Below are 16,574 nucleotides of genomic sequence, written 5' to 3' on the forward strand. Positions count from 1 at the left end.
GTTATAATGTTAACAATAATTTAAAGGAGATGTGATATGTATCCTGATGACAGTTTAACTCTTCATACAGATTTATATCAAATTAATATGATGCAAGTTTATTTTGAACAAAATATTCATCGTAAGCATGCTGTATTTGAAGTTTATTTTAGAAAGGCACCATTTGAGAATGGTTATGCTGTTTTTGCAGGATTACAGCGCATTGTTGACTATTTACAACATTTAACGTTTTCTGAGTCTGATATTGCTTATTTAAAGGAACTTGGCTATCAAGACCAATTTTTAGATTATCTCAAAAATCTCAAATTGGAATTATCTATTAAGTCTGCAAAAGAAGGTGACCTAGTATTTGCTAATGAACCAATTGTTCAAGTAGAAGGACCACTTGGACAATGTCAACTTGTCGAAACAGCAATCTTGAATATAGTTAACTTTCAAACTTTAATAGCCACAAAAGCAGCTAGAATAAAGTCTGTTATTCAAGATGAACCTCTCTTAGAATTTGGAACAAGACGTGCACAAGAAATGGATGCAGCTATTTGGGGAACGCGTGCTGCAGTGATCGGTGGTGCAGATGCGACAAGTAATGTTAGAGCTGGAAAACTATTTGGAATACCTGTCTCAGGAACCCATGCACATGCTTTAGTTCAAACTTATGGTAATGATTATAAAGCATTTATGGCATACGCTAATACACACAAAGATTGTGTATTCTTAGTGGATACTTATGATACCTTAAGATCAGGTGTACCTGCAGCTATTAAAGTTGCAAAAGAATTAGGAGATAGCATTCAATTTCTTGGTGTAAGACTTGATTCAGGAGATTTAGCATATCTTTCAAAAAAAGTAAGACAGCAATTAGACGATGCTGGTTTTACAGAAGCCAAAATTTATGCATCCAATGACTTAGATGAAGATACTATCCTTAGTTTGAAAATGCAAGGTGCAAAAATTGATGTTTGGGGAGTTGGAACAAAATTAATTACAGCATACGACCAACCGGCTTTAGGTGCCGTCTACAAGATTGTTTCCATTGAAGGTGACGATGGTAAAATGCGTGATACAATCAAGTTATCAAACAATGCTGAAAAGGTGTCAACACCAGGTAAAAAACAGGCTTGGAGAATTACAAGTCTTGAAAAAGACAAATCAGAAGGAGATTACATAACGGCTTCTGATGTTGATGTCAATAAGCTTGATAGTATCTATATGTTTCATCCAACTTATACTTATATCAATAAAACGGTTGAAAATTTTACTGCCGTACCACTTTTAGTAGATATTTTCGACAAAGGAGAGCTTGTTTATCAGTTACCTGATTTAGATGCTATCAAGGAATATGGTCGTATGGAATTTGACAAATTATGGGATGAGTACAAACGTATTTTAAATCCTCAAGACTATCCTGTTGATTTATCTCAAAATGTATGGCAAAACAAGATGAATCTAATTGACCAATTACGTAAGAAATCAAGTAGAAAGGGAATGTAGTATGAGCTTGCAAGAAGAGATTATTAAAGAACTAGGTGTGAAACCTAAAATTGATCCCAAAGAAGAAATCCGTCGATCTATTGACTTTTTAAAAGCTTATTTGAAGAAACATGCGTTTTTGAAAACATTTGTATTAGGAATATCTGGAGGTCAAGACTCTTCATTAGCTGGTCGTTTAGCACAAATGGCTGTTGAAGAATTAAGAGAAGAAACAAAAGATGATTCTTATCAATTTATCGCAGTGAGACTTCCTTATGGTGTTCAAGCTGATGAAGCTGATGCTCAACGTGCATTATCTTTTATCAAGCCTGATTTATCATTAACTGTCAACATTAAAGAAGCCGTTGATGGACAAGTAAGAGCATTGCAAGATGCTGGTGTTATTGTTTCAGATTTTAATAAAGGAAATATCAAGGCAAGACAGAGAATGATTACTCAGTATGCAATTGCTGGTCAACATCAAGGGGCTGTTATTGGTACTGATCATGCCGCAGAAAACATTACTGGTTTCTTTACTAAATTTGGTGATGGAGGAGCTGATATTTTACCTCTTTTTCGACTTAATAAAAGACAAGGAAAACAACTTCTTGCAGAACTTGGAGCTGAAAAAGCACTTTATGAAAAAATTCCAACAGCAGATTTAGAAGAAAACAAGCCAGGAATTGCTGACGAAGTAGCTTTAGGAGTAACATATCAAGATATTGATAATTATCTAGAAGGTAGAGAAGTTACAACTGATGCTAAAGAAAAAATTGAAGCTTGGTGGCAAAAAACACAACATAAGCGTCATTTACCAATTACAGTATTTGATGATTTTTGGAAATAAAAAGTTAGGGTAACCTAACTTTTTATTTTGCTTGATAAAAAAATATAAAGGTATATAATAGAGGAGTAAATTAAAAAAAGGAGTATTTTATGTCAGAATTAAGTCAATCATTTACTGATAAGTTGTTTGAAAATTATCAAAATAATACTAAATTTAATGCTATTGAAAATGCTGTTACTCACAATGGCTTATTAAAGTCACTAGAAACCCGTCAAAGTCAAGCTGAAAATGATTTTAGTTTCTCTATTGATTTGACAAAAGACGAAGTTTCTAATCAAAAAGCTTCAGGTCGTTGCTGGATGTTTGCAGCTTTAAATACATTCCGTCACAAATTAATTTCCGAATTTAAATTAGAAAACTTTGAATTATCTCAAGCACACACTTTTTTCTGGGACAAATATGAAAAATCAAATTGGTTTATGGAACAAGTTATTGCGACAGCAGATCAAGAGCTAACAAGTCGTAAAGTAAAATTCCTTTTAGATGTTCCTCAACAAGATGGTGGACAATGGGATATGGTAGTGTCATTGTTTGAAAAATATGGTGTAGTACCCAAAGCCATTTACCCAGAATCAGAAGCTTCAAGTAATAGTAGAGAACTAAATCAATATCTCAATAAACTATTAAGACAAGACGCTCAAATTTTACGTCAATTAATTAAAGATGGTGCTAAAGCAGATCAAGTAAAAGCTAAAAAAGAAGAATTGCTTCAAGAAATATTTAACTTTTTAGCAATGACCCTAGGGCTCCCACCACGTCAATTTGACTTTTCTTATCGTGATAAAGATAATCAATTTCATTCTGAAAAAGGATTAACACCACAAGCTTTTTATGAAAAATTTGTTGGTCTTAAATTGGATGACTATGTTTCAATTATTAATGCACCAACTGCAGACAAACCCTATGGTAAATCTTATACAGTAGAAATGCTTGGTAATGTTGTCGGTAGTAGAGATGTTCGATACCTTAATCTTGAGATGGACCGTTTTAAAGAACTTGCTATTGCTCAAATGAAAACTGGTGAGTCAGTTTGGTTTGGTTCAGATGTTGGTCAAGTATCCGATAGACAAAAAGGTATCTTAGCTCATAACACTTATGATTTTAATTCAAGTATGGATATCACTCTTTCTCAAGATAAAGCAGGAAGACTTGATTATAGTGAAAGTTTAATGACACATGCTATGGTATTAACAGGTGTTGATCTAGATGAGAATGGAAAACCACTAAAATGGAAAGTTGAAAATTCTTGGGGAGAAAAAGTTGGGCAAAAAGGTTACTTTGTCGCTTCAGATCAATGGATGGATGAATACACCTACCAAATTGTTGTTAGAAAAGAATTCTTAACAGAAGAAGAATTAAAAGCTTATGAAGCTGAATCTAAAGTATTAGCGCCTTGGGATCCAATGGGAGCTTTAGCAAATTAAAAAAAGAAACTCTTAAAGAGTTTCTTTTTTTAATTATTTTCTTGACTTCCATTGTTGTTTTGAGAAGAGTTGGAATTATTTTCTGAACTTGTACTTGAAGCACTTGAACTGTCGGTAGAAGTACTGTTAGAATTAGTACTTTGTCCTTGACTAGATGAACTAGAATAAGTATTACTATAGACACGACTAGAGTATGTATTTGAAGAATAACTTCCATTTAGGTAGAGGTACCCACCACTTCGATACAAACCACTTGGCATTGTCCAATCAGAGCTATATCCTTCAGTCAAGTAGGACATCATATTTTTATAGACACTTGCTGCGACATTTAAACCATCTCCATAGACTGGAGTTAAACGATTTTTATATCCGGTCCAAACAGCCATTGCGTATTGGTTTGTGTAGCCTACAAAGTTTTCGTCAGGTGCCATTGTTCCAACATAATCCGAATAGATACCAGTTTCAGCTTCAACTTTGGCTAATTCATCATCGGTGTAATTTGAAGTACCTGTTTTACCAGCTTGGACAACTCCAGAAATAGCAGCTTCAGTACCTGTACCATAGGTCAATACTGTTTTTAACATATCGGTCATCATATAAGCTGTCGTTTCCTTCATGGCTCTTGAACCATTTGAAGAAAATGATTTCGTCGTACCATCATTGAATTCTACTTTATTGATATATTGTGGTTCATAATAAGTACCACCATTTGCGAAAGCAGAATAGGCAGCAGCCATTTTCTCACTACTTGCTCCATATTTATTATCAGAGCTACTATTGTTGCTTGAGATAGCATTAGAATAATGCATTTCAGGATACTTAATACCCAATCCACTCAAGAATTTGGCTGCGCTTTTAAGTCCAGCAGCTTCTAAAGCTCTTACAGCAGGCACGTTACGTGATTGTTGTATGGCAGTTTGAATAGACATCCATCCATTATATTTTAAATCCCAGTCATAAATTTGTGTATTTGTTCCTGGCCAATAATAAATTGAGTCATTAGTTGATTGTGCAGTTGTTGTATAATCACCATCTTCAATAGCTGGACCATAAGCAGATATTGGTTTCATTGTAGAACCCCAGTCTCTATCAGTTAAAACGGCTTGGTTAGTACCAAAAGAGACGTTAGAGGTTTGTTTACGTGAACCTAGTTGAGCAATAACTTTACCCGTTGTTACATCCATAACAGTTGATGCAACTTGCATACTATCATCAGGATAGGCAACGTAGTCATCGGTATTATAGATATCATAAAGTCTTTGTTGCGCTTCAGGTTGAATATTAGTATAGACTTTCATTCCTGAAGTGAAAACATCTTTACCAGTTTTTGATTTAACTTGTTCGATAACTTCTTTTAGGTAGTTATCCATATATTTTGGATAACTGGAAGTTTGTCGTAACGGTTGTAATCCATCAGCAACAGGTGTAGCAACTGCTGTATCATATTCTTTTTTGGTAATATTGCCATTGGAATACATTTGCTGAAGGACAGTGTCTCTACGTGATTTAGCAGTATCTGGATGACTATATGGGTCATATTGTGTAGGGGCTTGAGGAATGCCTGCTAAAAGTGCTAACTGAGCGTAAGAAAGATCTTTCAGGTCTTTTCCATAATAGGATTTAGCTGCTGTAAGCATACCGTAGTTTCCGTTACCCATGTATACTTTATTTATATAGAAAGTGAGGATTTCTTTTTTAGTATACTTTCTTTCCATTTGTAAAGATAGCCAAACTTCTTGAGCTTTACGTTTAATAGTTTGGTCGGACTCTTTTGTTGAAAAGTAGGCTAATTTGATTAGCTGTTGATCCAAGGTTGATCCACCTTGAGTACTGTTACTAACCAAGTTATGCCAAGCAGCTCCAAGAATACGATAGACATCAACACCACGGTGATTGAAAAAGCGTTTATCTTCAATAGAAGTAATCGCATTTACTAAATTAATAGGAATGCTATCTGCAGTAACGCTTTCACGTTTTTCTGATCCTAAATCGGCTATTAAATTATTATTTCCATCATAAATGAGACTTGAATTGGTTGATTTTAATTGTGTTTCAGATAATTTTGGAGCCGTACTAATGTAAAAGGCAAATAAAAGACCACCTATTACAACAACTAGGATGATAAGGCTCAATAGAGCAGCTAAAGCATATTTCAATACTTTTCTGAGAGTTTTTTTGTCGATTTTAATCACCGCCTAAAATTATTTTATCGATAATATCTAAATAAGGAACTTGTGGAAATGCACCTGGCATTATCGTATAACCATTTTTTCTGATATAATCTAGGGACATTGATTTAGTTCCTTTATCAATCTGATAAAAACGAATTAAATCATTTGCAAGGAGTAAATAGGTTTCCTTTAAAGTTGAAAAATGAAGAAGAACAAAGCAAATACCTTTTTGAGAAACAACCCGCTCCATATGTTCTATTTGATGGGCGTGAAAATTTTTCATTGGCATTGCAGTCTTTTGACGTGTCTCTTTGGCTTCAAAATCAATATAATAACCTTTATAGACACCCGAATAATCAGTTGTTGATGCCTGTCTGAAATATGCTTCAACTATCTTTGCGCGACTCCGTTTTGGATAATCAACTTTGACAATCTGAATGGGAGTAGGTTTCTTATGAATAACAGCAATATCTCTAGAAAGATAGTATTCATTTGTTGCATTTATTGAAGCTTCAAATGACATACCACGATTAGCAAAATCTGTTTTTTTTCGGGAAGATTTTAAAGGTTCTGATTTTCGAATAAGATGATTAGGATAGTTAACCATAGTCCTCCTAACATATACATTATGATAAACATAAGCATTCACATTATACCATAAAAATTGAAAGGATAACAAAATATGTCAACTATTCTTGTAACGGGTTACAGAAGTTTTGAATTAAGCATTTTTTCAGATAAAGATCCTAAAATAGAAGTGATAAAAAAAGCCATAAAAAAAGAACTTTTACGCTATTTAGATGAAGGAGCAGAATGGTTTATTTTAACCGGTAATTTAGGCTTTGAATATTGGTTTTTACAGGTTGCGAAAGATTTGCAAAAAAGTTATCAATTTCAAATTGCAACAATCTTTTTGACTAAGAATGTTGGAGAAAATTGGAATGAAGCAAATCAATTGAAACTGACAGAATTTAAAACGACTGACTTTGTAAAATACAGTTTTGACCATTATGAATCAATTAATCAGATAAAACAGTATCAGACTTTTTTAATTAATAATACAGACCAATCTTTTGTTTTTTACGATGAAGATGCTGAGACCAATTTGAAATATTTTGTTGCTGAAATGAAACATAATAAAGGTTATTATGTTAATCAATTAACATTCGAAAAATTGAATGACATTATGGATGAAGAATAATCCTTAAGATCTGTTAAAACTAATTAAAAGACTTGATTTTTAATTCTAATTTAGGTATGATTGAAGTGGTATCAAAGGTGGCTTTTGCTCTTTTGATGAAAGTAGAATGATATGTTCGGAGAAATAGAATGACAAGTATAATTTATAGTCCTAAGGACATTTTTGAACAAGAATTTAAAACAAGTATGCGTGGCTTTGATAAAAAAGAAGTCGATGAATTTTTAGATAATGTGATTAAAGATTATGAGACATACATTGCTCGCATTGAAGAATTAGAAACAGAACTAGAACGCTTAAAAAAATATAACGGACAAACACGATCTTCTGGAATGAATAGTTCTGCACAGACCATTCCACAACCGACACGTGTTGATCAGTCTGCGACAAATTATGATATTTTAAAACGAATTAGTAGACTAGAAAAAGAAGTTTTTGGCAAACAAATCGTAGAGTAAGTCAGTTTAAATGACATGTGCAATTTTTGGATAATCGCGTAGTATTCAAATACTATGAGGAAAGTCCATGCTAGCACTGGCTGTGATGCCGGTAGTGTTTGTGCTAGGCGAACAAATAAGCCTAGGGACATATAAATATATGTTACGGCGAGTAAAATAGCTAAGTCTTTTGATATGCTTGAGTAGCTCTGAAAGTGCCACAGTAACGAAGTTTTTATGGAAACGTAAAAAATGGAACGCGGTAAACCCCTCAAGCTAGCAACCCAAACTTTGGTAGGGGCATGGGATAGTTGGAAACGAACAAGCTATCCTGACTGTTTGACAGTAGACAGATGATTATCGAAGGAAATGATTCCTAGTTATTTCCGGAACAAAACATGGCTTATAGAAAATTGCATAATAGGCATAAGCTAGCTTTGGCTAGCTTTTATTTGATTTATTAAAGAAAGAAAGTAAATGAAACGTGAATTTAATTTAGTTGCAACGGCAGCAGCTGGTTTAGAAGCAGTTGTTGGAAAAGAAATTAAGCAATTAGGAATACCTTGTCAAGTTGAGAATGGAAAGGTTCGTTTTAATGGTGATGTTAAAACAATTATTGAAACTAATATTTGGTTAAGAGCAGCTGATAGAATAAAAATAGTTGTTGGCGAATTTCCAGCAAAAACGTTTGAAGAATTATTTCAAGGTGTTTTTCACTTAGATTGGGAAACGATTATTCCATTAGGATCAGCTTTTCCAGTTACAAAAGCAAAATGTGTAAAATCAAAATTACACAATGAACCAAGTGTTCAAGCAATTACCAAAAAAGCCATTGTAAAAAAATTACAACATTTTTTCCATAGACCTGAGTCAGTACCTTTACAAGAAAATGGGCCTGAATATAAAATTGAAATTGCAATTGTAAAAGATAAAGCGACTGTTATGATTGATACAACTGGTTCAAGTTTATTTAAACGTGGCTATCGGACTGATAAAGGTGGAGCTCCAATCAAGGAAAACATGGCTGCAGCCATTATTGAATTAAGTAATTGGTTTCCGGACAAACCTTTAATTGACCCGACATGTGGTTCTGGGACATTTTGTATTGAGGCAGCTATGATTGGAATGAACATTGCACCAGGTTTTAATAGAAGTTTCTCATTTGAAGAATGGCAATGGGTTGATAAAAAAGTAGTTCAAAGTATTAGGGATGAAGCAGAAGAAAAAGCTAATTACGACATTAAACTTGATATTTCAGGTTTTGATATTGATGGTCGTATGATTGAAATAGCCAAAAAGAATGCATTAGAAACTGGACTCTCTGATGTGATAGAATTTAAACAAATGAGATTACAAGATTTAAAAACAGATAAAATTAATGGTGTGATCATTTCTAACCCTCCTTATGGGGAGAGGTTGCTTGATGACAAAGCTGTAGATATCTTATATAATGATATGGGTAAAACCTTCTCACCATTGAAAACTTGGAGTAAATTTATCTTAACAAGTGATGAACAATTTGAACAAAAATTTGGAAGTCTAGCAGATAAAAAACGAAAACTTTACAATGGTACTTTGAAAGTAGATTTATATCAATATTTTGGTCAACGTGTAAAACGTACGGAAATAAAAAGATAGGAGTCAATCGTGTCTGAAGAAAAAAAAGAAAGCATGACTGAAAAAGAGTCTCAATCCTTGGATTTTGATTCAGCAAAAAATATGACAGTCGGTGAGGCTGTACGAAAAGATTCTGAAATAAAAGCTGGTGTCACTGAAGATGATAGTATTTTAGATAAATACATTAAACAACACAGAGATCAAGTTAGTTCTCAAAAATTTGATACCAAAATTTCAGAATTTGAAACCTTAGATACTGAAACCTTAGATAATTTTATCAAAAAACAACGTGAAGAATTAGCAAAAACAGGTTTTTCTAGTGATCAAAACGAAGAAGATAAACAAGCTCAAACGGATGAGAAATTTGAAAGTGTTGAAGAAGTTAATGAATCTGAAGAACCAATTGTTATTGCTCAGACAGATAATCCAGATTTAGAGGCACCTATTGTAACACCTGTTGTGCTTACAGAGACTAATCCTAATGAAACAAATAGTGATTCAAAAGAAGTAAAACAAGATAAAGCAGTTGAAACTTTTGGAGGAACAAGTGCCTCATCTAGAGTAGATAACCAAAAGAAAAGTAAGAAAAAATGGCTAATTGCATTCTTATTGTTACTAATAATTGCGGTGTTAGGATTAGCCTTTGCTCTGCAAAAAAATAATCAAAATCAGTCAAGTTCTTCATCAGATACTAGCTCAAAATCATCGACTACTACTAGTAGTGATACATCAAATATTAAAAAAGCTGTAAAAGCTTTTAATTCCGCCTATGATGATTTCTTTACTGATAGTAAACAAACTGCGTTGAAAAACAGTCAATTTGATAAACTTTCAGACTTAGAGAACTTGTTGAAAAAAACTAAAGGGAGTTCATCATATAGTAAGTTAAAATCAAAATTTGATAGTTTAACGAAGCAAATTACTGCAATAAAAGCTGTGAACGAAAAATTTAGTTCTGATGCCATTGTTGATGGAAAAAAGGTGAGTGCATCAGTCAAATCAGATGCTAACTTTGATGACATAAAGAGTGCAACACTTAATACTGGTAACGCTAGTCTAGACAGTTTGTTGCAACAAGTAGTCAGTGATGGTAAAAAACAATTAGAAGCTACCAAGTCTTCTTCAAAAGCAGAAGCTTCTAAAGCATCATCTGAAAAAGCAAAAGCTGAACAAGAAGCAGCTGCAAAAGCGAGTCAAGAACAATCTCAAGCACAAGCAAGTACTGGAATTACAAATTACGATGCCTCTATATTACAACGTCAACGTTCAAGAGTTCCATATAACGAATCTCTTGTAGCTGATAAATCAAATTCCGCGTGGACATTTAATTCTGGAGTTCTTGAAAAAATCATAGCAACTGCACAATCTAGAGGTTATATTTCAGGTTATAATTTTATTTTAGAACCTGTTAACATTATTAATGGGAATGGTTACTATAACATGTATAAACCAGATGGAACTTATCTATTCTCAATCAATGATAAGACAGGCTATTTTGTTGGTAATGCAAAAGGCCATTCTGATAAATTAGATTATTAAAAAAAGAGAACGATTGTTCTCTTTTTTATACAAGATGACGCTCAAACGGATCATCTGAAATACCTTTGGAAAGAATCAGATTAGCCCATTCTTTAGCTGAAAACAAACTATGATCTTTATAATTACCACATGATTCAATTGTAGTTCCAGGAACGTCTTCCCAAGTAATGGTAGAAGCAATTTCTTCAAGACTCGATTTGATAACCTTGGCTATTTCGTTAGTTGTATGTTGTCCCCACATGATAAGATGAAATCCTGTACGACAACCAAATGGAGAGCAGTCTATCATTCCATCAATTCGCTGTCTGATAAGTTTAGCAAGTAGATGCTCAATTGTATGTAAGCCAGCAGTTTCTATGGCATTTTCATTTGGTTGTACCAATCTAATGTCAAAATTAGAAATGATATCACCTTTTGGCCCATTGTCTTCAGAAATCAGACGAACATAAGGTGCTTTTACAGCAGTATGATCAAGTTCAAAACTTTCTACAATAACTTCTTTTGTCATTATTCTTCTCCTTTACAATCATTACTTACATCATACCACAAATTAAGAAAATGTATTTGCTTTGAACGAATAAATTAAATTGTGAAAACGGATCATTTATGATAAACTTATAGGTAGCTTTCGTATTGAAAACTAAATATTAGATTGAGGTAAAAACATGGTAAATGTAATCATTTTGATTGTTTGTGCCCTCATTGGTTTGATAATAGGTTATGCCCTTATTTCAATGAAATTAAAATCATCGAAAGAGGCAGCAGAACTGACTCTTTTAAATGCAGAACAAGATGCTGTAAATATGCGAGGTCAAGCAGAGCAAGATGCTAATGTCATTCGTCAATCAGCTGAAAGAGAAAGTAAAGCTCATAAAAAGGAATTACTTTTAGAAGCAAAAGAAGAGTCAAGGAGATATCGCGAAGAGATTGAGAAAGAGTTTAAATCAGAAAGACAAGAATTAAAACAAATGGAAGCCCGTCTATCTGAACGTGCGAATTCTCTTGATCGTAAAGATGAAAATCTATCAAGTAAAGAAAAAACACTTGATAGTAAAGAACAAAGTCTTTTCGATAGATCTAAACATATTGATGAGCGTTTAGTACAAATTGAACAATTAGAGGAACAAAAAAAAGAAGACCTACAAAAAGTTGCTGCTATGACTATTGCAGAAGCAAGAGAAGTTATTTTGATGGAAACTGAAAATAAATTAACTCATGAAATTGCAACTAGAATTAGAGAAGCAGAGCAAGACATTAAAGATCGTAAAGATAAAATTGCTAAAAATCTACTATCACAGGCGATGCAAAGAATGGCAGGAGAATATGTCACTGAGCAAACCATTACAACAGTTCATTTACCTGATGATAGCATGAAAGGTCGTATTATCGGGCGTGAAGGACGCAATATCAGAACTCTAGAGAGTCTAACTGGTATTGACGTTATCATTGATGATACACCTGAGGTAGTCGTTTTATCAGGGTTTGATCCAATTAGACGAGAAATTGCGAGAATGACTTTGGAAGCTTTGATAGCTGACGGACGTATTCATCCAGCAAGAATCGAAGAATTAGTCGAAAAAAATCGTCTTGAAATGGACAACCGAATCCGTGAATATGGTGAAGCTGCAGCATATGAAATTGGTGCTCCAAATCTCCATCCAGACCTTATTAAAATAATGGGACGCTTACAATTTAGAACTTCATACGGTCAAAACGTCCTTAGACATTCTGTTGAAGTTGGTAAACTGGCCGGAATATTAGCTGGAGAGCTAGGGGAAAATGTTGACTTAGCGAGAAGAGCTGGTTTCCTTCATGATATAGGTAAAGCCATAGATAGAGAAGTTGATGGTAGCCATGTCGAGATTGGGACAGAATTTGCTAAGAAATACAAGGAACATCCAGTTGTTGTAAATACCATTGCAAGCCACCATGGTGATGTTGAACCTGAAAGCGTTATTGCAGTCCTTGTAGCTGCTGCAGATGCATTAAGTTCTGCAAGACCAGGTGCTAGAAATGAATCCATGGAAAACTATATCAAACGTTTACGTGATTTGGAAGAAATTGCAACAAGCTTTGATGGTGTTCAAAATAGTTTTGCCTTACAAGCTGGACGGGAAATTAGAATTATGGTTAAACCAGAAAAAATTTCCGATGATGAGGTTGTTGTTCTTTCCCATAAAGTTAGAGAAAAGATTGAAAATAATCTTGAATATCCAGGAAATATCAAAGTCACTGTTATCCGTGAATTACGAGCAATTGATTTTGCAAAATAAGAGAAAGGGAAATCCCTTTCTTTTTTTGATTTGAAGCGCCTATCAGTAAAAAGTAGCCTTGAAAAAATATCATATATCTGATAAACTAGTAGAAAGCAATAAAAAGGAGAAAAAAATGTCTGAACGTGGTTTGTTAATCGTTTTTTCAGGACCTTCAGGTGTCGGGAAAGGAACGGTAAGACAAGAAATTTTTTCAACGCCAGACCATAAATTTGAGTATTCTGTTTCAATGACAACTCGTCCCCAAAGACCTGGAGAAATCGATGGAGTCGATTATTTTTTCAGAACTAGGGAAGAATTTGAGATGCTCATAAAAAATGGACAAATGTTGGAATATGCCGAGTATGTTGGAAATTACTATGGTACACCATTAACTTACGTTAATGAAACACTAGATAAAGGCATTGATGTTTTCCTAGAGATTGAGGTTCAAGGAGCCCTTCAAGTAAAATCAAAAGTACCTGATGGTGTTTTTATTTTTCTAACGCCACCAGATTTAGATGAATTACACGATAGACTTGTCGGACGAGGAACTGATAGCCAAGAAGTCATTGCAAAACGAATCGAAAGAGCAAAAGAAGAAATTGTTTTGATGCGTGAATATGACTATGCAGTAGTCAATGATGAAGTTGCTATGGCTGCCGAACGTGTTAAACGCATTATCGAAACAGAACATTTTCGCGTAGAACGTGTGATTGGACGTTATGATCAAATGATTAAAGAGACACATCTGGCTAAATAAATAAGAAAAGAGAATAAATATTATGATGTTAAAACCTTCAATTGATACTTTATTAGATAAAGTACCATCAAAATACTCACTCGTTATTCTACAAGCAAAACGTGCACATGAATTGGAAGCTGGAGCTAATCCAACTCAAGATTTTAAGTCTGTAAAATCAACACTCAGAGCTTTAGAAGAAATTGAGTCAGGCAAAGTTGTGATTCATCCAGATCCATCAGCAAAAAGAGCAGCTGTAAAAGCAAAAATGCAAGCTGAGAAAGTTGCTAAAGAAGAAGAAGAACGTAAAATTAAAGAGCAAATTGCTAAAGAAAAAGAAGAAGAAGGAGAAAAAATCTAAGGTTTTCATAATCTTAGATTTTTCGTATTAAAAAGAGGTTTATCATGGCAAATAAAATAGCACATATTATTGTTGACATACCTTTGATGCAGACAGATAAGCCATTTTCTTACCTTATTCCAGAATCTTTAGAGTCAATGGTAAAACTTGGTTCTCGTGTTCATGTTCCATTTGGCAATGGAAATAGATTACTCCAAGGGTTTGTTATTGGAATAAGAAACTATAGTGCCGATGATCAACATCTCAAAAGAATAGATTCTGTTTTAGATGACCAACCTGTCTTAAATGAAGACCAGCTGAACTTAGCTGAAGCAATTAGGCATAAGGTGTTTTCTTATAAGATCTCTATACTGAAGTCAATGATTCCCAACTTACTCAATTCTGATTATGATAGAGAGTTAAGGGCAGCTCCTAATCTTTCAGATGAGGACAGATTATCTTTATTTGGAAAAAAAGAAACCGTCCTTTTTTCACAGTTAGATCAGTCAAAACAAAATAAAGCACGTTTATTAATACAAGCAAAATACATCTCTTCACGCTATCTAGCAAAAGATAAAAAACGTTATAAGACAATTCAGCTCTATGAAGTAGACAGCGCCAGTTTAGAAACTATTGAGATATCAAATAGAGCAAAAAAAAGACAGGCTTTAAAGGAGTATTTACTTTCTGGAAATCAATCTGGAAAGCTTTCGCAACTTAAAGAACTATTCTCAAGAGATGTAGTATCTTATTTTATAAAACACCATTTGATTAACATTAAAGAAGTTAATATTAATCGAAGTGAACAATATTTTGATAACATTACCCAAACATCTTTTTTAGATTTAAATGCTGAGCAAGAAAATGCGGTATCAAAGATTTCAGCAAGTATTGGAATGGATTCCAAACCTTTTTTACTTGAAGGTATTACAGGCTCAGGGAAAACAGAAGTTTACTTACATATTATTGATGCTGTTCTAAAACAAGGAAAGACAGCCATCGTATTAGTTCCTGAAATTTCATTAACGCCACAAATGACAAAACGCTTTATATCACGATTTGGAGAAAAGGTAGCAATTATGCATTCAGGTTTATCAGATGGTGAAAAATTTGATGAATGGCGAAAAATCAAGTCAAATCAAGCAAAAGTCGTTGTCGGTGCTCGTTCAGCTATATTTTCACCACTCGAAAATATAGGTGCTATCATTATTGATGAAGAACATGAAGCTAGTTATAAACAAGAATCAAATCCAAGATACCATGCCAGAGACGTTGCCTTGATAAGGGCAAAATCGCATAAAGCTGCTCTTGTCCTCGGATCAGCAACGCCAAGTATTGAAAGTCGTGCGAGAGCTAGCAAAGGAAGGTATGAATTTTTACAACTTACCAAACGAGCTAATCCTCAAGCTAAGATTCCTAAAGTCGATATCGTTGATTTTAGAGACTATTTAGGACAACAAGAAACATCAAATTATACCCCTTATTTATTAGATAAAATTGCGGATCGTCTAAATAAAAATGAACAAATTGTACTTTTACTAAATAGAAGAGGCTATTCTAGCTTTGTCATGTGTCGTGAATGTGGTTATGTTGACCAATGTCCAAATTGTGATATCTCTTTAACCTTACATATGGACACAAAAACAATGAATTGTCATTATTGTGGTTTCCAAAAGCCAATTCCAAGATTTTGCCCTAATTGTCAGAGTTCTAGTATTCGTTATTATGGCTCTGGGACACAAAAAGCTTATGATGAATTAAGTGAACTCTTTCCACAAGCCCGCATTTCAAGAATGGATGTCGATACAACTCGCCAAAAGGGTTCTCATGAAAAAATCTTAACACAATTTGGAAAGGGAGAATCTGATATACTTCTTGGTACTCAAATGATAGCTAAAGGCTTAGATTTTCCTAATGTAACACTTGTTGGCGTATTGAATGCTGATACCTCACTAAACTTACCTGATTTTAGATCTTCAGAAAGAACATTTCAATTATTAATGCAAGTTGCTGGTAGAGCTGGGCGTGCGGAAAAATCAGGTGAAGTTGTTATTCAAACCTATAATCCAAATCATTATGCAATTAAACTCGCCAAAGAACAAGATTATGAAGCATTTTATCAATATGAAATGGCAATTAGAAAACAAATGGCATATCCACCCTATTACTTCACAGTGGGATTGACCTTATCTCATACTTCTGAAGAAATGGCGATGCAAAAAAGCTATGAAGTAATGGAAATGCTAAGGCAAGGTCTAACGGATAAAGTTAGAATTTTAGGACCAACGCCAAAACCTATTGCTAGAACACATAACTTATACCATTTTCAAATTTTAATTAAATATCGCTTTGAAGAACATTTAGAAGAAAATCTTAATCAAATTCTCAATTGGACACAGGAAAAAGCCAATCAGAAAGTAAGAGTTATTATCGATAATGAACCACAAAACCTATTGTAAGACAAAAAAGCTATTACTATTTTTATACAGGGCTGGGTCTTAATCCTTCTTATGAATTTTTTTAGTATTCTTAGATGA

Annotated in this window: 14 protein-coding genes and 1 other RNA gene; 12 read left to right on the forward strand and 3 right to left on the reverse strand. The window is 33.8% G+C overall.

Going from position 1 to position 16,574, the window contains the following annotated elements:
- Positions 1–36 precede the first annotated feature (36 nt).
- The 3 genes from STRUR_RS02340 to pepC all read left to right on the forward strand — a co-directional run bounded on the left by STRUR_RS02340 (position 37) and on the right by pepC (position 3,741).
- On the forward strand, positions 37–1,491 hold the full coding sequence (locus STRUR_RS02340; RefSeq protein ID WP_006740178.1) for a nicotinate phosphoribosyltransferase: 1,455 nt from the start codon (positions 37–39) through the stop codon (positions 1,489–1,491).
- A 1-nt stretch (position 1,492) separates the two neighbouring features.
- Entirely contained in the window at positions 1,493–2,317 is an 825-nt protein-coding gene (gene nadE, locus STRUR_RS02345; RefSeq protein ID WP_006739472.1) for an NAD(+) synthase, read from the forward strand.
- A gap of 89 nt (positions 2,318–2,406) precedes the next feature.
- A complete protein-coding gene (gene pepC, locus STRUR_RS02350; protein ID WP_006739471.1) occupies positions 2,407–3,741 on the forward strand; it encodes an aminopeptidase C in 1,335 nt (444 codons plus the stop codon).
- 29 nt (positions 3,742–3,770) lie between these two features.
- Here the strand turns inward: pepC and pbp1a are convergent, their stop codons facing one another.
- Positions 3,771–5,933 (reverse strand): penicillin-binding protein PBP1A, encoded by a 2,163-nt coding sequence (pbp1a, locus tag STRUR_RS02355; protein ID WP_006740667.1) that lies wholly within the window; start codon positions 5,931–5,933, stop codon positions 3,771–3,773.
- On the reverse strand, positions 5,926–6,519 hold the full coding sequence (gene recU, locus STRUR_RS02360) for a Holliday junction resolvase RecU (protein ID WP_006740472.1): 594 nt from the start codon (positions 6,517–6,519) through the stop codon (positions 5,926–5,928). Before recU ends, pbp1a begins: the two co-directional genes overlap by 8 nt.
- Before the next feature lie 75 nt (positions 6,520–6,594).
- Between recU and STRUR_RS02365 the strand changes: the two genes are divergently transcribed.
- From STRUR_RS02365 to STRUR_RS02385, 5 genes are all read left to right on the forward strand, one after another.
- Positions 6,595–7,113 (forward strand): SLOG family protein, encoded by a 519-nt coding sequence (locus tag STRUR_RS02365; RefSeq protein ID WP_006739738.1) that lies wholly within the window; start codon positions 6,595–6,597, stop codon positions 7,111–7,113.
- 128 nt (positions 7,114–7,241) lie between these two features.
- Positions 7,242–7,568 (forward strand): cell division regulator GpsB, encoded by a 327-nt coding sequence (gpsB, locus tag STRUR_RS02370; protein ID WP_006739933.1) that lies wholly within the window; start codon positions 7,242–7,244, stop codon positions 7,566–7,568.
- A gap of 22 nt (positions 7,569–7,590) precedes the next feature.
- Positions 7,591–7,958: RNase P RNA component class B (gene rnpB, locus STRUR_RS11190), an RNA gene on the forward strand.
- 66 nt (positions 7,959–8,024) lie between these two features.
- Positions 8,025–9,185 (forward strand): THUMP domain-containing class I SAM-dependent RNA methyltransferase, encoded by a 1,161-nt coding sequence (locus STRUR_RS02380; protein ID WP_006740363.1) that lies wholly within the window; start codon positions 8,025–8,027, stop codon positions 9,183–9,185.
- Between the two features lie 9 nt (positions 9,186–9,194).
- Entirely contained in the window at positions 9,195–10,703 is a 1,509-nt protein-coding gene (locus tag STRUR_RS02385) for a cell division site-positioning protein MapZ family protein (protein WP_006739532.1), read from the forward strand.
- A gap of 25 nt (positions 10,704–10,728) precedes the next feature.
- Here the strand turns inward: STRUR_RS02385 and STRUR_RS02390 are convergent, their stop codons facing one another.
- Positions 10,729–11,211, reverse strand: coding sequence for an S-ribosylhomocysteine lyase (locus tag STRUR_RS02390; protein ID WP_006740008.1), 483 nt, complete (start codon positions 11,209–11,211; stop codon positions 10,729–10,731).
- Between the two features lie 157 nt (positions 11,212–11,368).
- Here STRUR_RS02390 and STRUR_RS02395 point away from each other — a divergent pair, with 157 nt between their 5' ends.
- From STRUR_RS02395 to STRUR_RS02410, 4 genes are all read left to right on the forward strand, one after another.
- Positions 11,369–12,976, forward strand: a complete 1,608-nt coding sequence (locus STRUR_RS02395) for a ribonuclease Y (RefSeq protein WP_006739408.1) — start codon at positions 11,369–11,371, stop codon at positions 12,974–12,976.
- Between the two features lie 115 nt (positions 12,977–13,091).
- A complete protein-coding gene (gmk, locus tag STRUR_RS02400; protein ID WP_006739754.1) occupies positions 13,092–13,718 on the forward strand; it encodes a guanylate kinase in 627 nt (208 codons plus the stop codon).
- A 22-nt stretch (positions 13,719–13,740) separates the two neighbouring features.
- Positions 13,741–14,058 carry a DNA-directed RNA polymerase subunit omega gene (rpoZ, locus tag STRUR_RS02405; RefSeq protein WP_006740354.1) on the forward strand — a complete coding sequence of 106 codons (318 nt, stop codon included), beginning with the start codon at positions 13,741–13,743 and terminating at the stop codon, positions 14,056–14,058.
- 44 nt (positions 14,059–14,102) lie between these two features.
- Positions 14,103–16,496: a primosomal protein N' gene (locus STRUR_RS02410; protein ID WP_006738563.1), complete on the forward strand. Its 2,394-nt coding sequence runs from the start codon at positions 14,103–14,105 to the stop codon at positions 16,494–16,496.
- The last annotated feature ends 78 nt before the right edge of the window (positions 16,497–16,574 follow it).

Source organism: Streptococcus urinalis 2285-97, from assembly GCF_000188055.2.
Classification (GTDB): Bacteria; Bacillota; Bacilli; order Lactobacillales; family Streptococcaceae; genus Streptococcus; species Streptococcus urinalis.